This window comes from Polaribacter sp. Z022 (assembly GCF_023555495.1).
GTDB lineage: Bacteria > Bacteroidota > Bacteroidia > Flavobacteriales > Flavobacteriaceae > Polaribacter.
Map to the genome: position 1 here is coordinate 198669 of NZ_JALCZO010000004.1, position 20583 is coordinate 219251.

Here is a 20583-nt window from a genome sequence, read left to right on the forward strand (position 1 = left end):
TTATTTATTAAAGAATTTATTCTCCAGAATAGCGTACAAAATTTCTTCGTGTTTCATACAAAGTAACTTCTATTTCTAAATGCTCTGGAATGTGTGGTCTTAATTTATCATAAATTACTATAGAAATATTTTCTGCAGTAGGATTTAAGTTTTTAAATTCTGGCACTTCAATATTTAAATTTTTATGATCTAAAGGTTCTTCAATTTCTTTTTTAATTAACTCTCTTAAAACACCTAAATCATAAACAAAACCTGTTACAGGATCAACATTTCCAAACAAAGCTACTATCATTTCATAATTATGACCATGATAGTTTGGATTGCTACATTTACCAAAAATTTCAGCATTTTTTTCATCTGTCCAATCTGGATTGAACAGTCTATGTGCAGCATTAAAATGAGCTCTTCTGTATACTTTAACTTTAGGCATTTTTTAATTTATCAAAAGATTTATCAAAAATAATTTTAAACCATTCTGTATATTCTTGCGGATTTAATTCCATATCATTTTTAACAGCTTCTAAAGTCATCCACTTATAAGCTTCTACTTCTTCTTTGTTAATTTCTGGAACATCATCATAATAACCAACCATAACATGATCTAATTCATGTTCTGTTAATCCGTTATCAAAAGGAGCTTTGTAAATAAAAGAAAACACTTCTTTAATTTCTGTTACAAACCCCATTTCTTCTTGTAATCTTCTTTTACCTGCTGCTAAATTTGTTTCTCCATCTCTTTGGTGAGAACAGCAAGTATTTGTCCATAATAAAGGAGAATGGTATTTACTTGCAGCTCTTTGTTGCAACATTAATTCTCCTTTTTTATTAAATATGAATACTGAAAAAGCTCTATGTAAAACCGCTTTTTCATGTGCTTCCATTTTTGGCATTAATCCTATTGGATTATCATTTTCATCTACTAAAACAACTTGTTCTTCTATCATGCCGTAAAAATACCAAAGAAATTTTTAATTTATGGCTTTAATTTTCAATTTTCAAAATTACGCTCCAATTAGACTTAGAATGACCATCTTGAGCAGTAACTGTAATAATTTGTTGTTTGTTTTCTTTAAAACGTAATACATCTCCAGAATTTATACTGCTTTTGGCTCCATAAGGTAAATTAAAACTAACCTTCAAATTAATATCTGAATCTTTATTATGCTCTTTTGATATGTAAACATAAATCTCTTTTGCATCCCAATTTACAATACTTTCTTTTAGTTCTCCTTCAAATTTTAAGTTATAAATTCCTGTATTGTTTATAGCAATTCCATTTGATTTTACATCTCCAAGTAATTTTATTTCTTCTTTACTCATTGCATAATTTCTAAGTTGTAAACTACTTAAAAATAATGGAGCAGTTTCATTATCATTATCTGAAAAAAGTAAAAACCCTTGATCTTGCCCACCAGCAAAAGTGTTATAAACAGACCATCTACCAGAAGAAATAGCTTGTTCACCAACAAATTTTCCATTTATATATTTTTTTATTGAAAACTCACTCACAACAATTCCTAATCTATACCAAGTTTCAGATTGTAAATTTCCATGATATTCATTATCTATTCCAATTCCTTTTTTATTGATAAAAAAATCTCCATCATTACTATTAGTAGGACTTGTTTGAAATAAACTTATAAATTTATTTTCACTTTCTTTTGGGATGTACAAATCCATTAGTAAAGAATAATTAAAATGATGATTCTCATTTTTAAATGGAGTGAAATTGGTAAAAAGAAAAAGTCCGTTTTTAGGATCAAAAGCTGGCACTTTAATAATACTTGTATTTTTACCTTCAATAGCACTTATATTAAAAGATGAAGTGGTTCCAAAAGTTACTTTTTGATAATTTTTATCTGTGTAATTAAAAGGTCTTAATTGGCTTCCAACCCCTGTACTTTGTAGGTTATTTTTATCAAAAGTCCAATTTCCAGTTGTTGCTTTTAAGGGCTTAATTTCTAAGTTTTTATTTTCATAAAGAGCTTTAAATGCAGAAGCTGATAAATCTGATTCTACTCCATCTACGTTATTTTCTTTAATTTTATTTATTTCAGTAATATCATTTGAAGTAAATACCCAAACTTTGGCATTATTTTCATGAACCTTCTTAACAAATGTTTTAAAATCTTCTTTATTATCTAAAGCAAAAGTGTAATAAGTTTCAAAAACAGTACATCCTAAATCTACATATTCTTTGTACCAATTATCATCATTTGGATTTTTAGGCATTCCTCCAAAATATACAAAAGAAGAGTTTGGACAATATTTTTTAAATTCTTTAGCTTCTTTAATATTTGCAATTGCAGGCATTAATCTTTTAGGATTAACTTTAGTTTTTTCTAAAGCTTTCCCCATTAAATCTACTCTAAATTTTTTAGTGTCTAAATATAAAAAAGCATCATATTTTTCTGCTAATTCAAGAGCTTCTTCTAAAGTTGCAATTTTAGTGTTTTTAAATTGTTCTCCTTTCCAACTTCCATAATCAAAATCTAATAATTCTTTATATGTAGAAGAAACTACATACCTATTACCACTACTAGTTCTATACATTGTAGGTTGATCATGAAACAACACATAAACATCGTCTGAAGTTACATTTACATCAATTTCACAATACTTAACTCCTCTTTTAAAAACTTCTTCTATAGCTAACAAAGTATTCTCTGGATACATATCAGAAAAACCACGGTGACCAATAATCTGAAAATCAGAAATATTATAATTATAAGAAGGTATTTTAACAGGTATGGATTCTTTTACTTTTTCTGTTTTACACTGAAAAAACAATACTACTACCCCTAACAAATAAAGTATTTTTAAAAATAATTTCATTCGAAAAAATTAACAAGAATTAGAACTCAATATTATCAGATGTAACAAAATCAATTACCTTTGTAATTTACAATTATGTTTTTAAACTATGAAATTAAGAAGCTTTTTTATAATTATTTTATTATCAATAATTCATATTGGTTGTGACAATAAAAAGTCAGAAAAAAACACCTCTGAAAAAACATTAAAAACAATAAAAGAAAAACAGGTTAAAAAAGTAAAAAAACGTTGGGATAGCCTAAATAGTAAAAACGTTGAAGCTTTTTTTACAGAATATGAAAAGAAAAACAAAGAATCTAAAGTTATTATAAAAACTAAATTTGGTAACATTAAGTTACGTTTGTATGATGACACACCTATTCATAGAGCAAATTTTATTTTCTTAACTAAAATTAAATATTTTAATACTACAGAAATTTATAGAGTTGCTAAAAACTTTGTAATTCAAGGAGGAAATTCTGATGAAACATATACAAAAACACAAAGAAGATTGTATGGAAACTATTTAATAAAACCAGAGTTTAGAAAAAATAGAAAACACAAATACGGAGCTTTAGCAGCCACAAGACATTGGGAAGACAACCCTAATAAATTATCAAATCCGTTTGAATTTTACATTGTTCATAGTAGAAAAGGAGCACATCATTTAAATAATGAACACACAGTTTTTGGAGAAGTTATTTCTGGTTTTGACACTATGGATAAAATTTCTAGAGTAAAAGTTGGTGTAGATGAATGGCCTACTAATGACATTCATATGACTGTAGAAATTTTAGATTGATATTTCTCTAAGTAAAGACTATCTTTGCACCTCAAATTTTGTAGATGAGTTTTTTAGAAGAAATAGAACGTAGAAGAACCTTTGGTATTATATCACATCCAGATGCTGGTAAAACCACATTAACAGAAAAATTATTACTGTTTGGTGGTGCAATACAAGAAGCAGGTGCTGTTAAAAATAATAAAATAAAAAAAGGTGCAACTTCCGATTTTATGGAAATTGAACGTCAACGTGGAATTTCTGTAGCTACTTCTGTTCTTGCTTTTATTTATAAAGATAAAAAGATTAATATCTTAGATACACCAGGTCATAAAGATTTTGCAGAAGATACTTTTAGAACCTTAACAGCTGTAGATAGTGTAATTGTTGTTATTGATGTTGCAAAAGGTGTAGAGCCGCAAACCGAAAAGTTAGTAGAAGTTTGTAGAATGAGAAGCATACCAATGTTGGTATTTATCAACAAGTTGGATAGAGAAGGAAAAGATGCTTTTGATTTATTAGATGAAGTTGAACAAAAATTAGGATTAACAGTAACTCCAATGAGTTTTCCTATTGGTATGGGTTATGATTTTAAAGGAATTTATAACATTTGGGAAAAGAAATTAAATCTTTTTTCGGGTGATAATAAAACTACAATTTCTGAAGGAGTACAATTTAATGATTTATCAAATCCTGAATTAGATACTATTGTTGGTGAAACTGCTGCAGAAACTTTACGTGAAGAAATAGAGTTAATCAGTGAAGTTTATCCTGAGTTTAATCAACAAGAATATTTAGAAGGAAAATTACAACCCGTATTTTTTGGTTCTGCTTTAAATAATTTTGGAGTTAAAGAATTGTTAGATGCATTTATAGAAATTGCTCCTTCTCCACAACCTAAAAAAGCAGAAGAACGTTTAGTTGATTCTAAAGAAAATAAAATGACTGGTTTTGTGTTTAAAATTCATGCAAACATGGATCCTAAACATAGAGATAGATTAGCCTTTATAAAAATTGTATCTGGTACTTTTAAACGTAACTCACCATATTTACATGTTAGAAATGGTAAAAAAGTTAAATTTTCTAGTCCAAATGCTTTTTTTGCAGAAAAGAAAGAAATTGTAGATGAATCTTTTCCTGGAGATATTGTAGGTATACATGATACAGGTAATTTTAAAATTGGTGATACATTAACAGAAGGAGAACAATTGAATTTTAAAGGAATTCCAAGTTTTTCTCCAGAACATTTTAGATATGTAAATAACGCAGACCCAATGAAATCTAAACAATTATATAAAGGTTTAGATCAATTAATGGACGAAGGTGTTGCTCAATTATTTACTTTAGATATGAATGGACGTAGAGTAATAGGTACTGTTGGTGCTTTACAATATGAAGTTATTCAATATCGTTTAGAACATGAATATGGAGCTAAATGTACTTACGAAAATTTACAAGTTCACAAAGCTTGTTGGGTAGAACCAGAAGATATTAAAAACGAAGAATTTAAAGAATTTAAACGTGTTAAACAACGTTTTTTAGCAAAAGACAAACAAGGACAACTTGTATTTTTGGCAGACTCTGCTTTTACTATTCAAATGACACAAAGTAAATATCCAACTGTAAAATTGCATTTTACAAGCGAGTTTAAAAACTAAACAAATGAAAAAATTACTCTTAGTACTTTTTACACTTTTAGGATTACAAAGTTTTTCTCAAACTTATAGTCTTTCAGATTTTGAACCTAAAGAAATGCACAATAGCATTCGTTTAAGTTACTTGGTGGTAAATCAACCTGTAAATAAAGTTTCTTATGATTTAGAACCAAAAATGGGTTTTGTAGGTTTAAATTATAATATTCCTATAAATGATTGGCTATATACAGGTGCAGGATTTCATGGTGCAATAACTGGTGATCAGGGTGGATTATTTACTTTAGGAGTTAATTTAGGTGTTAATTTACCGCTTTATAAAAACTTATTTTTTGATGCTAATGTTCACTTTGGTGGTGGTGGTGGTTATAGAACTCTTGTTAATGGTGGTGGTATACTAATCCCTAATATAGGTTTACAATACAAAAAGAAGAAGTTCGCATTTGGTGTACAATATACCTATGTAAACTTTTTTACAGGAATTCAAAAAAATGATAATGTTTCCTTTTTTGTAGAAATACCAAGTTTATTAAGAACTAGTTCTTACGCAGATGCTCAAAAAACTTTTATTGTAAACAATAAATCTAAAGATGAATTTTGGAAAAGACCTGCTGTAAAGTCTGTACAGCAAATAACTTTCGATTACTTCTTTCCCTTTGGAAACTCAAGAACAGATGCTAGTACAACTCCATCTTATAAACCTATTGACCATACTTTATCTGTCTTAGGATTTGAGTACCAAAAATATATTAACAGTAATACTTTTATTTATGCGCATGTAGATGCTATGTATGGAGGATTAACTGCTGGATTTATGGATGTTTTTTTTGGAGCAGGAAAAAACTTTATTGAAACAAAACATATAAACTTTTTTGGAAAGTTTGGTATTGGTGCTGCAGGTGGAAGAATTTACCCTGAAGGTGGTTTAACTATGTATCCAAATGTAGGTTTTGATGTTAAATTAACTGATAAATTTGGAATTAGTGCTCATGGAGGTTTACATAAATCTCTTGGAGGTATTGCAAGTTTTGAAGCTTTAACTACAGGTTTTAGTTTAAAATACTATGGCTTAAGTGGTGGAGTTACACATCCTTTTACAGAAGAAAAACAACACAAAATAAAAACTCAAGGAATACAGTTAAGTGCTCAAAATCAAACTTATTTTGATGTAGCTAAATTTGGAATTCCTGCAAGTAACTTACAATTAATAGCTTTAAAAGTAAATTACGATATTACTAACAGGTTTTATTTAGCAGGAGAAGCTTCTTTTGCATATAAAGGAAAATCAGGTGGTTATGCTCATGGTATTTTTGGTTTAGGGTTAAAGTCTAACAGATTTGCAAACGAAAAACTTTCACTTTTTGCTGAAGCTGCAGCTGGTGTAGCTGGTGGAGGAAGAGTAGATTCTGGAGAAGGTGTATTAATTAGACCTACTGCAGGTATAAATTATCACCTAACTGATGACTTTTCTTTTAACATTGCTGGAGGACAAATGTGGTCTCCATTTGGAAACGTAAATTCAACAAACATAAACATAGGTATTTCATATGGTATATCTATTTTAAATGCAAAAAAATAAATTGAACTTGTTTCAACAAATAATAGAAAATAAGAATTATTAAATAATAAAAAATGAATAACGGAATTTATGCAAAATTCACTACTCCAAAAGGTGATATTTTAGTACAATTAGAAAGCGAAAAAGCACCTGGAACAGTTGGTAACTTTGTTGCTTTAGCTGAAGGAAATTTAGAAAACTCTGCTAAAGAACAAGGAAATCCTTATTATGATGGATTAAAATTCCATAGAGTAATTCCAGATTTTATGATTCAAGGTGGGTGTCCTCAAGGAACAGGAACAGGAAACCCAGGTTATAAATTTGATGATGAATTTCATCCAGATTTAAAACATGATGCTCCAGGAAAATTAGCTATGGCAAATTCTGGTCCTGCAACTAATGGAAGTCAGTTTTACATTACCCACGTTCCTACTCCATGGTTAGATAATAAACATACAGTTTTTGGGTCTGTAATAGAAGGACAAGATGTTGTTGATGCTGTTGCACAAGGAGATGATATGTCTGTAGAAATTATAAGAGTTGGTGCAGAAGCAGAAGCTTTTAATGCAGTTGAAGCTTTTAGAACTTTTGAAGGAGCTAGAGAACAACGTGAAGCAGAGGCTAAAGCTGCTCAAAAAGAAATGTTAGATAAAGTTGCAGCAGGATATGAAGAAACTGCTAGCGGTTTACGTTACCAAATTTTACAAAAAGGAACAGGTAAAAAAGCTACAAAAGGAGCTGGAGTATCTGTACACTATAAAGGACAATTATTAGACGGAACTGTTTTTGATTCTTCTTACAAAAGAAAACAACCAATCGATTTTAATGTTGGTGTTGGTCAGGTAATTTCTGGTTGGGATGAAGGAATTCAATTATTACAAGTTGGTGATAAAGCACGTTTTGTTATACCAAGTAATTTAGCTTATGGTTCTGCAGGTGCAGGAGGTGTAATTCCACCAGATGCTACTTTAATTTTTGATGTAGAATTAATGGATGTAAAATAATCATTCAAATAAATAATACTTTAAACCTCAAAGCACAATCTGTTTTGAGGTTTTTTTGTTTTAAAAATCAAGTATTTCCACGTGTTAACAAACTTGTAAAAATCAATATTTTTGATAAAATTGTTTGTATTGATTTTAAACCAAATAAAAAAAGAGCTTAACGAATTTGAGATTTTTAAATGTGAAATGTATCATGAAAAAGTAAAAACAAATTCAATAACAAAACTTCCTATCAAAAAATGTGTTGATGGTAAAGATGTTTTTATAAGAGTAAAACTGTGCAATATTAATTTAAGACAAAAAAGATTAGGTTGTGCTCATTCTTCTGTCAATTTAAGGTTTAATGCATTATTAGATAAAATAAAAGTAGACACTAATAAAGTAAATAAAATCAAAATAAAATTCAACCAAACAATTAACAACATCTATTTATTAGATCATAAAAAGGGAAATTTAGAGAAAGAATATGCTAACCTTTTACTTAGAAATAATATCGATTTAAATAAAAAACACAACCTTCAAAATAAAATTGAAGATTGTGTTTTAATTCATAATAATTATTTAAATACCTTAAGTTTACTAAAAGTAGAACTTATAAAAATAATTAATCAAAATATTTTAAAAGAATAAAGCTCTTAAAAACTACTATTCAAAACCTTTCATTTCTTCATCATAAAATGCACCAGCTTTATCCATTAAGTCTGCTAATTCTGTTGCAATATCTTCTTCACTTTCTCCTGTTAGATCTTCAAACCATTCAATTTCATCATCTTTTAAATTAATTAAAAAACGAGGAAATTCTGTATGCAATACAAAAATATCTTCAGGAAAATTACTATTATCTGCTAATAAAAATTTAGGTAAGTTCATGTTTTTTTTCAATAAGTTTTAAAGTTAAATAATTAAATCTAATAAATAATAAAATAGATGCTGTAGTTAAACCTGCTAGCAAACCTAACCATATGCCAAAACTACCATACATTTCTTCTGTTCCTAAAAAATAAGAAATAGGAAACCCCACAACCCAGTATGAAATAAAAGTAAGTATTGTAGGTATTTTAACATCTTGCAAACCACGTAAAGCTCCTAATACAACTACTTGTATACTATCTGAAAGTTGAAAAAATGCAGCTGCAATTAACAATTTAGACGCAATAGTAATTACTTCTATATTATCATTATAATTTACAGTATCACTTAAATCTACATAGATATTTGGTAAGCTTTTATGAAATATAAAAAATAGAATTGCAAAAAAAGTTGCAAATATTGTTCCTAGTAAAAAAATTGAAAAAGCAATTCTACGAAGTTCTTTATAATTTTCTAGACCTTTTTGATTTCCTACTCTAATCATAGATGCAACACTTAAACCCATTGCCACCATAAATGTCATAGATGCTAAATTTAAAGCAATTTGATTTGCCGCTTGCGGATTTTTACCCAACAAACCACTTAGCCAAATAGCTGCAGTAAATATTGCTACCTCAAAAAACATTTGCATTGCACTTAAAGAACCTAAATTAATTATTTTCTTTATCATTAAAATGTCAAAAACAAAGATTTTAATATCTTTAACTATTCTAGCAGAACGTTCTTTTAATCTTAAAGTTAGCCATAAATAAATAACCATTATAACACGTGAAGCTAATGTACCATAAGCTGCACCTACAATTCCCATTTCTGGAAAACCAAATTTTCCGAAGATTAAAATATAATTTAAAACTATATTTACAATGTTGGCTATTAACGTTGCATACATTGGGTATTTTGTCATAGACATACCATCACTAAACTGTTTAATTGCCTGAAAAGTAACTAAAGGTATTAAAGAAAAAGCTACTAAATCTAAATATGGAATTGCCAACTCAACCACCTCTTTTGGCTGTTTCATTAAATACATTAATGGTTTAGAAAAAAAAATTCCCAGAAATAATACGATTCCCAAAGTAGAGCATAAAAACAAACCATGTTTATATGTAGATCTTGCCTGTTGTAAATTATTAGAAGAATCTGCTTCTGCTATTAAAGGTGTAATTGCTGTAGAAAAACCGATTCCAATAGACATGGCAATAAACATAAAACTATTACCTAAAGAAACTGCAGCTAATTCTGCGGTTCCTAATTGTCCAACCATAATATTATCAATAAAACTCACAAAAGTATGTCCTAACATACCCAACATTACTGGTGCAGCTAGTTTCCAATTGTACTTAAATTCTGATGTATATTGAGAAATATTCAATTTAAAATTCATTTTTCTGACTGCGAAGATAAGTATTAATACAAGACATTTTATGCTGAAGTAATCCATTTTCTGATTAAGTTTTTTGAATAAAAATAGTTACTTTTGAATTTCAAATAAAAAACACGACATGGCAGATATTACATTAAAAGGAAATGCATTTAATACAATTGGAAACTTACCTAAAATAGGAACTCAAGCTCCAGATTTTAAACTAACTGCTGTAGATTTATCTCAAAAAAGTTTATCAGATTATTCTGGTAAAAATATTATTTTAAATATTTTTCCAAGTGTAGATACTGGAACTTGTGCTACATCTGTTAGAGAATTTAATAAAAAAGCAGCTAATTTAGAAAACACGGTTGTTTTATGTATTTCTAAAGATTTACCTTTTGCTCAAAATCGTTTTTGTGGTGCAGAAGGTATAGAAAACGTTGTTATGTTGTCTGATTTTGCTGACGGAAACTTTGCAAAATCTTATCAATTAGAAATTGCAAACGGACCTTTAGCTCATTTACATTCTAGAGCAATTGTTATTATTAACGAAAAAGGAAACGTAGTTTATACAGAACAAGTTTCTGAAATTGTTAACGAACCTAATTATACTGATGCTTTAAACGCAATTTAATTTATGAAGAACCCTAATGATAGTTTTTTAAGAGGAAGACTTCGTAGTTTTAAATTTGCTTTGAGAGGTATGTGGCTTTTAATGACTACAGAAGATAGTATTAAGGCCCAACTTTTTGTAGCTGTAATTGCTACTATTTTAGGCTTTTATTTTGATATTTCTAATGTAGAATGGATGTTTCAATTCTTGGCAATTGGATTGGTATTAGTTGCAGAGGCATTAAATACTGCTGTAGAAAAAGTGGCAGATTTTATTCATCCAGAATATCATGAAAAAATTGGTTTCATAAAAGATATAGCTGCAGGAGCTCCTAGTTTTGCTGCTTTTACCTCTTTAATTATTGCAGGATTTATTTACATTCCTAAAATAACTTTATTATTTTAGGCAAATATGTATATTTACCCTTAAAACTTACTTAAAGCATTAATGGCAAAAAGAAAAACAAGTACAAAATCTACAGTGAAAAATTCGGAAAAAAAACCGAGTATTTTTGCTTTTCTAAAAACTAGACAAGCACAAACAATTTTAGGAACCTTCTTAATTTTATTTTCACTTTTTCTTTGTATTGCTTTTATTTCTTTTTTCTTTAATTGGCAAGAAGACCAAAGTACGCTTAGTAAATTAATAGATAAAACTGTTAAAAGCAAAAATTTACTAGGTAAAATTGGAGCTAATTTAAGTCACTTTTTTATTTATAAAGGTTTTGGTATAGGGGCATTTATTATTGCTTTTAGAGTATTTTTTACAGGAGTTTATATTTTAATAAAAAAGAAATTCTCTTCAATTATTATTTCATGGAATTGGGGTCTTATAGCAATGTTATTGGTTTCTATTTCTTTTGGTTTTATAAATAAAAAATATGCACTTTTATCTGGAATTGTTGGTTCTGAATTAAATGAATATTTACAAGCCTTTATTGGTAAAACAGGTTTGGTAATTCTTTTAGGATTCTTTTTTATAACTTATATAGTTGTACGTTATAAAGTTACTTTTGATAAATATATAGAAAATTACAAAAGAAATAGAGAAAAAAGAAAAGCTCAAGAATTAGAAGAACTAGAAAATTCTACAATAGTTGAAGAATCTCAAGAAACCAATGAAATAAAAGATGAAACTTCAGATTCAATACCTTTAAAACCTGAGAAAAAAGTAAAATCTGCAGTAGAATTATCTTTAGAAAATTTAAAACCTACCATTTCTAAACATTCTGATGTAACAGATAAAAATGAAGAAATTACTTTAAAAATAGACAAAGAATTAACACCTGTCTTAAAAACTGAATTACCAAAAGACGAAGAAAAAGAGGTTGTAATTGATGTTGAAGAAACTAAAGAAGAAGAACATTCTACAGAAAATTTATCTAATCAATTAGTAAAAGATTTTGGTGAGTTTGATCCTACTCTAGAACTAGGTAACTTTAAATTCCCAACTTTTAATCTTCTTAAACAATACAATGAATCAATTTCAATTGACCCTGTAGAATTAGAAGCAAATAAAGATAGAATTGTAGAAACTTTAAAAAACTACAAAATTGGTATTGCAGAAATTAAAGCAACTGTTGGTCCTACCATTACTTTATATGAAATTGTACCAGAAGCTGGAATTAGAATTTCTAAGATTAAAAACTTAGAAGATGATATAGCACTTTCTTTATCTGCCTTAGGAATTAGAATTATTGCTCCAATTCCTGGAAAAGGTACTATTGGTATTGAAGTACCAAATAAAAAATCTACCATAGTTTCTATGCATTCTGTAATTTCATCAAAGAAATTTCAAGAATCTACAATGGAGTTACCAGTTGCTTTAGGAAAAACAATTTCTAATGAAACCTTTGTAGTAGATTTAGCAAAAATGCCACACCTTTTAATGGCAGGTGCAACAGGTCAAGGAAAATCTGTAGGTTTAAATGCAGTTTTAACATCTCTTTTATATAAGAAACATCCTGCTGAAGTAAAGTTTATTTTAGTAGACCCAAAGAAAGTAGAGTTAACATTATTCAATAAAATTGAACGCCATTATCTTGCAAAATTACCAGATAGTGAAGATGCTATTATTACAGATACTACAAAAGTTGTACATACTTTAAACTCATTGTGTATAGAAATGGACAATCGTTACGATTTGCTTAAAAATGCAATGGTTCGTAATATTAAAGAATACAATGCTAAATTTAAACAACGTAAGTTAAACCCTAATGATGGACATCAATTTTTACCTTATATAGTTTTAGTTATTGATGAATTTGCAGATTTAATTATGACTGCAGGTAAAGAAGTAGAAACTCCTATTGCACGTTTAGCGCAATTAGCAAGAGCTATTGGAATTCATTTAATTGTTGCCACTCAAAGACCTTCTGTAAACGTAATTACAGGTATTATAAAAGCAAATTTTCCTGCTAGAGTTGCTTTTAGAGTAACATCTAAAATAGATTCTAGAACCATTTTAGATGCTGGAGGTGCAGACCAATTAATTGGTAGAGGAGATATGTTATACACTGCAGGAAATGATATTAACAGAATTCAATGTGCTTTTGTTGACACACCAGAAGTAGAAAAAATTACAGACTTTATTGGTTCTCAAAGAGCCTATGCAGAAGCTCATATGTTACCAGAATATGTAGATGATGAAAGTGGCACAAGTATTGATATAGACATTGCAGATAGAGATAAACTCTTTAAAGAAGCTGCAGAAATTATTGTTACAGCTCAACAAGGATCTGCATCTTTATTGCAAAGAAAATTAAAATTAGGTTACAATAGAGCAGGAAGATTAATAGATCAATTAGAAGCTGCAGGTATTGTTGGTGGTTTTGAAGGTAGTAAAGCAAGACAAGTATTAGTACCAGATTTTATAGCATTAGAACAATTATTAGAAAACGAAAAGAACACATAGAAATGAAAAAAATAACAGTTTTATTTTTAACTATATTATTTACATCGATAACTTTTTCTCAAAGTTCAGAAAAAGCAAAATCTCTTTTAGATGAAGTTTCAACTAAAATGGGTGCCTATAAAAATATGTCAATAAGTTTTAGTCAAACTTTAAGTAATGAAGATGCTGGTATTATGGAAGGTGATGAACCTCCAATTAGAGGTAAAATTACTTTACAAGGAGAAAAATATAATTTAGATTACTTAGGAAATCAATTTATTTTTGATGGAAAAAAACTGTATGTAATTAATAATGAAGAAAAAGAAATTAATATAACTGAAGGTGATATGGGTGAAGATGATGGTTTTATTTATCCATCTAAACTACTAACTTTTTACAAAGAAGGTTATAATTTTGAAATGGGAAAACTTACAAATTTAAAAGGTAGAAAAATTCAATTTATTAGCTTAAATCCTATAGATAGTAATTCTGACATAGTTAAAGTAGAACTAGCAATAGATGCAAAAACGAAACATATTTACAAGTTAATACAAACTGGTGGTAATGGTTCTAAAACAACTTTTACTATAAATACATTTAAAAGTAATCAAACCTTTTCAAACAATATTTTCTCTTTTGATGAAGCTAAATACAAAAAGCTTAATTTTACAATAGATTAATTTTTTTCCAATTAACAGAAAATTAGTAGCTTCTTTCATCTTAAGAAACTACTTTTGCCAAGATGAAAATTTTAGATAGATACATCTTAAAAACGTTTTTAGTTCCTTTTGTAGCTACATTTCTAATTGTGCTTTTTGTTTTGGTGATGCAAGTTTTATGGCAAACCTTCGAAAACATAGCTGGTAAAGGAATTAGCTTACCTTTTATCTTAAAATTTTTATACTATACTACCTTAATTATTACACCTCAAGCATTACCTATTGGAGTGCTGTTATCTTCTATTATGGCATTGGGTAATTTAGGTGAAAACTACGAGTTTGCTGCTGCAAAATCTGCAGGTATTTCTCTTCAAAGATTGGTAAGACCTTTAGTTTTTTTAACCATTTTATTAAGCGGAATAAATTTCTTGTTTTTAAACAACATATATCCTTATGCTGTTCTAAAACAAAAAAACTTATACTTAAATATTAAAAAGAAAAAACCTGCAATGGCTTTAGTTCCTGGTAGTTTTAATAGTGACATACCAGGTTATCAAATTAAATTTGAAGAAAAATATGGTGAAGAAGAAAACTTACTAAAAAAAGTTTTAATCTATGATTTATCTGGCAATAAAGGAAATCAAAAAGTAATTACTGCAGAAAGAGGAAAAATTATTTCTGAAGAAGGAAGTAGATATATGACCTTTATTTTATATAATGGTTATTATTATGAAGAACACACAAAATCTGCCAATACATTAATTAAGAAAAAGAAAATGGCAGCATCAAGTGCCACTTTTAAAGAATACGAATTTAATATAGATATTTCTGATGTTTCTGGTGATAAAGGTTTAGATGAAACTAAACACACAAAAAACTATATGATGCTAAGCTTAAGCCAATTAGGAGACACAATTCCTAGTTTAAAGAAAAGCTATGATGAAGTTTTATTACTAAAATCTAAAAATTTATTAGCTACAGTTTCTTCAAAAGATCTTTATCAATATCCAGATTCTGTAAAAACAAAAGATATTAATCCAGATATTTTAGAAAACTTTACTTTAAAAAATAAAATTAGTATTTTAAATACTGCCTCTACAAAAATAGGAAGAGCTAAAAGTTCTTTAAAAAACAACATTGCCTCCATAAAATGGAAACGAAAAAACTTAAACTTTTTTGATACTGAATATTACAATAGAATTGCATTTTCTTTATCTTGTTTAATTCTCTTTTTTATAGGAGCTCCTTTAGGTTCTATTATTAGAAAAGGAGGTTTTGGACTACCAATGATACTTGCAATAGCTATTTATGTAACTTATTTCTTTAGCAATACATTTGGTAAAAATTTAGCTGAAGAAAGTTCTATTACATCATTTTTAGGATCTTGGATAGCAGCAATGATAATGGTTCCAATTGGTATTTTATTAACCAGAAGAGCCACAAAAGACAAAGGAATTTTTAATGTAGATGCAATTATACAACCCATCTCTAATTTCTTTAAAAAAATATTTTCAAAAAAAGAAGCATAATCAATATGACAGCTCAAAATAATCAAAACAAAACACAATTAAATTTAATTTCTGAAGCTATAGAAGACATTAGAAATGGTAAAGTAATAATTGTTGTAGATGATGAAAATAGAGAAAATGAAGGTGATTTTTTAGCTGCAGCTGAAAAAGTTACTCCAGAAATGATAAATTTCATGGCAACTCATGGAAGAGGATTAATTTGTGCTCCTTTAACAGAAACACGTTGTAAAGAGTTAGAATTAGGAATGATGGTAAACAACAACACAGATCCTATGGAAACTGCTTTTACAGTTTCTGTAGATTTACGTGGTAAAGGTGTTACTACTGGTATTTCTGCTTCAGATAGAGCGTTAACAATTAAAGCGTTAATAGAAAAAGGCACAAAACCTTTTGATTTAGCTAGACCTGGTCATATATTTCCTTTAAAAGCTAAAGATGGTGGTGTTTTAAGAAGAACAGGACACACAGAAGCTGCTATAGATTTTGCAAGATTAGCGGGTTTACAACCTGCTGGTGTTATTGTAGAAATTATGAATGAAGATGGAACAATGGCACGTTTACCACAACTTTTAGAAGTGGCTAAAAAGTTTGATATTAAAATTGTTTCTATAGAAGATTTGGTGGCTTATAGAATGGAACACGATTCTTTAATTGAAATAAAAGAAGACTTTGATATTAAAACAAGATTTGGAGAGTTTAGGTTAAGAGCTTATCAACAAACAACAAATAATCAGGTTCATATTGCTTTATCTAAAGGTTCTTGGTCTAAAGATGAGCCAATTTTAACTAGAGTAAACTCTACTTTAGTAAACAATGATATTCTTGGTACTTTAACCAATGATGCAGATAAGAAACTTGATAAAATGTTTCAAGTAATTAACACTGAAGGTAAAGGTGCAATCATATTTGTAAATCAACAAAATCAATCTCAAAACTTATTAAGTAGATTGTCTATTTTAAAGGAAAATCAAGCTAAAGGAAATATTAAAGCTCCAGAAATTAAAATGGATAACAAAGATTTTGGTATTGGTGCTCAAATTTTACATGATTTAAACATCAGAAAATTAAAACTAATTACAAATACTCAACAATCTAAACGTGTTGGTATGATTGGTTATGGATTGGAAATTGTTGATTATGTAAATTATTAATTTTGATTTGGGTTGCTTTTTTAATTGCAGTTTTCTTTTTTGTAAAATATTTAAACAAAACTAAATCAAGAGATTCTAGAAAAAGAAAAAGCAATTATTTTAAACGAAAATTTTAAAGCTTCACTTCTACTCCACTTTCTAATTCTATTGGTTTTTTATTTTGCTGAAATAAACGAGCAGTTAATCCACCTTGTAAAATAATTGTATTATTGGTTACTTCAAGCCAACTTCCTTCACGCAATCCTAAAACAGAAATATCATTAAAAATATGAAACTCTTTTATACGTGTTTCTCGTGTTTCACCCATATGAGTAGAACCTTCAATTGGGTCTAAATAATGTGCATTAATATTAAAAGGAATTGCTGATAAAGTTTTAAAACTTGGTGGATACACAATTGGCATATCATTGGTATTCATCATATTAACACCACAAATATTACTTCCAGCACTTGTACCTAAATATGGGGTTCCAGCCTCTAAAACTTCTTTTAAAACATTTAAAACATCGTTTTTATATAACTGATTAACCAACTCAAAAGTATTTCCTCCACCTGTAAAAATAGCTTCTGCCTGCTTAATAGCTTCAATAGGATTTTTAAATTCATGAATTCCCTTAACATCAATATCAATAGTAGAAAAAGCTTTATTTGCGATAGCAGTATATTCCTTATAAGTAATTCCACCTGGTCTTGCATAAGGAATAAACAAAAGTTCTTTTACATCTTTAAAATGGTTTTTTAAAGTTGGTAATAAATAAGTTAAATATTTACTTCCATGAACTGTAGATGTACTTGCAATAATCATTTTTTTCATAAACCAAAAATACTAATTTATAAGTTGTTTTTTGTATTTTTGATTAAAACGAAAACTATGAAAACAAAAATTTTATTACTTCTCACAATTGTTACTTTTTTAACTTCTTGTGAATCTAATGACGATGCAAACATTAATATTACAAGCGCAGATTTAATTGGAACTTGGAATTTAAAACAACAAAGTATTGAAAACGGTAGCATGACTATTACCAGTCAAGGACAAACATTAACTGCAACTTATTCTACTATAGCAAAAGATATCGATTTAACATATACTTTTTCTGAAAACCCAAACAAATTAAATTTAAATGGTTCTTATAATTTGGTTGCTACTGCAAATTTTTTAGGACAATCTGAAACTGAAGAAGAAAAAATAGACACAAATTTATATCCTATAGAAGCTATTGATTGGTCTTTAAAAGGAAACACTTTAACTTTAATTGAAGATAATGATTTTCCTACAGTTTTAAATGTTGTAGAGTTTACAGATAGTTACATAAAACTAGTTGGTGAATTAGATGAAACAGAAACTGATGGTGGAGATTCTTATAACATAAAAGCAACACTAACAGTAATATTAGAAAAGTAAAATCACAAAAAAATCTTAAAAAAAGGCATCATTTATAATGATGCCTTTTTTATTTTAACAGAAGTTTACAATTCTATTAATACAGTTTTAAGAGGCACTTCTACTTACTTTGTAGAGATGAAAAAAATACTAGTATTATATACTTTATTGTTTTGTTTATTTACAACAAATGCTCAAAAAAAAGACACTTATTTAATAGGTAAAACTGTTGTAGGTAAAACTACTATTGTAGATGTTCATGTAATTAATAAAAACACTAAAATAGGTACAATTACTAATGATAAAGGAGAATTTGAAATACCTGTAAAACTTGGTGATAGTTTATTATTTTCACATTTAAACTTAAAAAATAAATTGGTAATAATTACTTCTAAAATTATTAATAACAAAGCTCTTAAAGTTAACTTAGAAGAAAAAACCATAGTTTTAAAAGAAATGGTTTTAGAAAAACAAAGAAGCATTTTTTATCAAGACCCAGAAATAATTACCTATCAAGGTCCTGTTGTATCTGCCAAAACACTTAATTTACCTTATGCTAATACAAAACCAAAAGAAGATAAAGCAATTATTAAAATTAGATCTGGAGGTGTTGTTAGTTTAGACAATTTAATTAATAGTATTAATGGTAATAATAGAAGACTAAAGCAGTTAAAAAAAATGTCTGAAGAAGATAGACAGTTAGAAAAAATTAGAAAACATTTTACTGATGATTTTTTTATCACAGATTTAAAAATTAAAAGAGAATATATCAACGAATTTTTAAATGATTGTATTGATAAAAATATAATTAATATCTTTAAAAATGAAGACAAAATAAAACTGACTAAATTGTTAATGGAAGAAAGCAAGCTCTATCCTAAAAAAATAATTAATGAAGGTTTGTATTTATCAAAACAATAAAATTACTGAATGGCAAAAAAACTACTTCTACTCTTTTTATGTTGTATTTCATTTATTAGTTTATCACAAGAAAGAAAAACGTTACTTTCTGGTAAATTAATAGATTCTTTAGGAATTGTAAAAAATGCTAACATTATTAACATAGATACAAACCAAGGAACTTTTTCTTCAGATGAAGGTAATTTTAGAATGTTTGTTTCTGAAGGAGATTCTCTACAAATTTCTTCTATACAACACATTACAAAAAAATTTATTGTTACAAAAAATATACTAGCTTCACAACCTTTAACTATTACCCTAAAACTAAATACGTATGTTTTAGATGAATTCGAATTAAAAAAACACAATTTAACGGGCAGATTAGGTATCGATTTAAAAGATGTACCCAATAACAGAAAAGATTCTATTTTAAGAGATGTAATGGATTTTTCTAATGTAAATATGAAAATTGTAGAGGGTGATGATTATATAGATAAAAGAGTAAGACCTCACCTAGTAAATACAGACCCAAACTCTACATTTGTTGGTGCAGGAACAGCAATTGGTATGCCTTTTAAATACTCAGAAAGATTATGGGCTTTGCGGAAAAAATTGGATCGAAAAAAAGCATTTCCTTATAAATTATTTTCAGAACTTGGAGAAAAATTTTTCTTCGAAAAACTAAAAATACCCGTAGAAAATTATTTTCATTTTTTAGAATACTGTAACCCTTTAGGAATAGAAAAACTTCATAAAGAAAATAACCTCTTAGAAATTATTAAAATTCTACAGAAAGAAAGTGTTACATATTTAAAAATCATAAAAAAAGAGTAATTTGGCGCAATAATTGTTTTTAAGTACTTATGAAATTTAAAAAAGCATATTTAATTCTTCTTATTATTCCTCTTCTTTCTTTTACCATGGCTCATAAGTATTACTTGAGTTTAACACAAATAGAATATAGAAGTGAATTAAAATCTGTTCAAATTACTATCAATGTATTTATGGATGATATTGAAGAGGCTCTAAACAAAGATTATAAAATTAATTTACAGCTTACCACAAAAAATGAATTGAAAAATAATGATGATTACTTCATTAAATACTTAAATAAAAAACTTCATTTTAAAATAGATGACATTTCTAAAAAGTTTAATTATATAGGTAAAGAATATGATGGTGATTTGGTTTATTTCTATTTAGAAATAGAAGATATAAATACATTAAATTCTATAGAGATTACAAACAAAATTTTAACCACTCATTTTCCAGATCAACAAAATTTAGTAAAATCTAAAGTGAAAAAAAAGCATAAAAGTATCTTGTTAGATGCGAAAAATGATAAAGGTTTGTTAAAATTTTAACTCTTTTTAACTTTTTTAACTAGTTATCCTTAATTTGTAGGCTAAT

The 20583-nt window shown here is 27.7% G+C and carries 21 protein-coding genes; 15 read left to right on the plus strand and 6 right to left on the minus strand.

Annotated features, from left to right (window positions below; all coding sequences use genetic code 11):
• Positions 1 to 16 precede the first annotated feature (16 nt).
• From MPF13_RS10635 to MPF13_RS10645, 3 genes are read right to left on the minus strand one after another with little or no spacing between them, the layout of a single operon-like run.
• Entirely contained in the window at positions 17 to 430 is a 414-nt protein-coding gene (locus tag MPF13_RS10635) for a 6-pyruvoyl trahydropterin synthase family protein (RefSeq protein ID WP_249982501.1), read from the minus strand.
• Positions 423 to 944 carry an isopentenyl-diphosphate Delta-isomerase gene (idi, locus tag MPF13_RS10640; protein WP_249982502.1) on the minus strand — a complete coding sequence of 174 codons (522 nt, stop codon included), beginning with the start codon at positions 942 to 944 and terminating at the stop codon, positions 423 to 425. Before idi ends, MPF13_RS10635 begins: the two co-directional genes overlap by 8 nt.
• Positions 945 to 981: 37 nt before the next feature.
• Positions 982 to 2835 (minus strand): glycerophosphodiester phosphodiesterase, encoded by a 1854-nt coding sequence (locus MPF13_RS10645; protein WP_249982503.1) that lies wholly within the window; start codon positions 2833 to 2835, stop codon positions 982 to 984.
• Positions 2836 to 2923: 88 nt separating this feature from the next.
• On the opposite strand from MPF13_RS10645, the gene MPF13_RS10650 reads away from it, so the two are divergent.
• From MPF13_RS10650 to MPF13_RS10670, 5 genes are all read left to right on the plus strand, one after another.
• On the plus strand, positions 2924 to 3616 hold the full coding sequence (locus MPF13_RS10650) for a peptidylprolyl isomerase (RefSeq protein ID WP_249982504.1): 693 nt from the start codon (positions 2924 to 2926) through the stop codon (positions 3614 to 3616).
• Between the two features lie 44 nt (positions 3617 to 3660).
• Entirely contained in the window at positions 3661 to 5253 is a 1593-nt protein-coding gene (locus tag MPF13_RS10655) for a peptide chain release factor 3 (RefSeq protein ID WP_249982505.1), read from the plus strand.
• A gap of 4 nt (positions 5254 to 5257) precedes the next feature.
• Positions 5258 to 6826, plus strand: a complete 1569-nt coding sequence (locus tag MPF13_RS10660) for a hypothetical protein (RefSeq protein ID WP_249982506.1) — start codon at positions 5258 to 5260, stop codon at positions 6824 to 6826.
• Positions 6827 to 6879: 53 nt separating this feature from the next.
• On the plus strand, positions 6880 to 7809 hold the full coding sequence (locus MPF13_RS10665; protein ID WP_249982507.1) for a peptidylprolyl isomerase: 930 nt from the start codon (positions 6880 to 6882) through the stop codon (positions 7807 to 7809).
• A gap of 186 nt (positions 7810 to 7995) precedes the next feature.
• Positions 7996 to 8439 carry a hypothetical protein gene (locus MPF13_RS10670; RefSeq protein WP_249982508.1) on the plus strand — a complete coding sequence of 148 codons (444 nt, stop codon included), beginning with the start codon at positions 7996 to 7998 and terminating at the stop codon, positions 8437 to 8439.
• 15 nt (positions 8440 to 8454) lie between these two features.
• Here the strand turns inward: MPF13_RS10670 and MPF13_RS10675 are convergent, their stop codons facing one another.
• Together MPF13_RS10675 and MPF13_RS10680 are read right to left on the minus strand one after the other, a co-directional pair.
• Positions 8455 to 8679, minus strand: a complete 225-nt coding sequence (locus MPF13_RS10675; RefSeq protein ID WP_249982509.1) for a DUF8828 family protein — start codon at positions 8677 to 8679, stop codon at positions 8455 to 8457.
• Positions 8666 to 10063, minus strand: coding sequence for an MATE family efflux transporter (locus MPF13_RS10680; RefSeq protein WP_502924348.1), 1398 nt, complete (start codon positions 10061 to 10063; stop codon positions 8666 to 8668). Before MPF13_RS10680 ends, MPF13_RS10675 begins: the two co-directional genes overlap by 14 nt.
• Before the next feature lie 118 nt (positions 10064 to 10181).
• Here MPF13_RS10680 and tpx point away from each other — a divergent pair, with 118 nt between their 5' ends.
• The 6 genes from tpx to ribB all read left to right on the plus strand — a co-directional run bounded on the left by tpx (position 10182) and on the right by ribB (position 16889).
• A complete protein-coding gene (gene tpx / locus MPF13_RS10685; RefSeq protein ID WP_249982510.1) occupies positions 10182 to 10679 on the plus strand; it encodes a thiol peroxidase in 498 nt (165 codons plus the stop codon).
• Between the two features lie 3 nt (positions 10680 to 10682).
• A complete protein-coding gene (locus MPF13_RS10690) occupies positions 10683 to 11063 on the plus strand; it encodes a diacylglycerol kinase family protein (RefSeq protein ID WP_249982511.1) in 381 nt (126 codons plus the stop codon).
• A gap of 42 nt (positions 11064 to 11105) precedes the next feature.
• The gene (locus MPF13_RS10695) at positions 11106 to 13571 is read left to right on the plus strand and encodes an FtsK/SpoIIIE family DNA translocase (protein WP_249982512.1); all 2466 of its coding nucleotides are present in this window, start codon (positions 11106 to 11108) and stop codon (positions 13569 to 13571) included.
• A gap of 2 nt (positions 13572 to 13573) precedes the next feature.
• Entirely contained in the window at positions 13574 to 14230 is a 657-nt protein-coding gene (lolA1, locus tag MPF13_RS10700) for an outer membrane lipoprotein periplasmic chaperone LolA1 (protein ID WP_249982513.1), read from the plus strand.
• A gap of 62 nt (positions 14231 to 14292) precedes the next feature.
• Complete coding sequence (locus MPF13_RS10705) at positions 14293 to 15738, plus strand: LptF/LptG family permease (RefSeq protein ID WP_249982514.1); 1446 nt, start codon at positions 14293 to 14295, stop codon at positions 15736 to 15738.
• 5 nt (positions 15739 to 15743) lie between these two features.
• Complete coding sequence (gene ribB / locus MPF13_RS10710; RefSeq protein WP_249982515.1) at positions 15744 to 16889, plus strand: 3,4-dihydroxy-2-butanone-4-phosphate synthase; 1146 nt, start codon at positions 15744 to 15746, stop codon at positions 16887 to 16889.
• A gap of 112 nt (positions 16890 to 17001) precedes the next feature.
• Here ribB and pepE read toward each other — a convergent pair whose 3' ends face one another.
• Positions 17002 to 17703, minus strand: a complete 702-nt coding sequence (gene pepE, locus MPF13_RS10715) for a dipeptidase PepE (RefSeq protein WP_249982516.1) — start codon at positions 17701 to 17703, stop codon at positions 17002 to 17004.
• A gap of 57 nt (positions 17704 to 17760) precedes the next feature.
• Here pepE and MPF13_RS10720 point away from each other — a divergent pair, with 57 nt between their 5' ends.
• The 4 genes from MPF13_RS10720 (at position 17761) to MPF13_RS10735 (ending at position 20537) form a co-directional block, all read left to right on the plus strand.
• Positions 17761 to 18294 carry a hypothetical protein gene (locus tag MPF13_RS10720; RefSeq protein ID WP_249982517.1) on the plus strand — a complete coding sequence of 178 codons (534 nt, stop codon included), beginning with the start codon at positions 17761 to 17763 and terminating at the stop codon, positions 18292 to 18294.
• A gap of 117 nt (positions 18295 to 18411) precedes the next feature.
• Positions 18412 to 19194 (plus strand): peptidase associated/transthyretin-like domain-containing protein, encoded by a 783-nt coding sequence (locus MPF13_RS10725; protein ID WP_249982518.1) that lies wholly within the window; start codon positions 18412 to 18414, stop codon positions 19192 to 19194.
• Positions 19195 to 19203: 9 nt separating this feature from the next.
• Entirely contained in the window at positions 19204 to 20007 is an 804-nt protein-coding gene (locus tag MPF13_RS10730) for a hypothetical protein (RefSeq protein WP_249982519.1), read from the plus strand.
• Between the two features lie 29 nt (positions 20008 to 20036).
• Positions 20037 to 20537 (plus strand): DUF6702 family protein, encoded by a 501-nt coding sequence (locus MPF13_RS10735; RefSeq protein WP_249982520.1) that lies wholly within the window; start codon positions 20037 to 20039, stop codon positions 20535 to 20537.
• Positions 20538 to 20583: the final 46 nt, after the last annotated feature.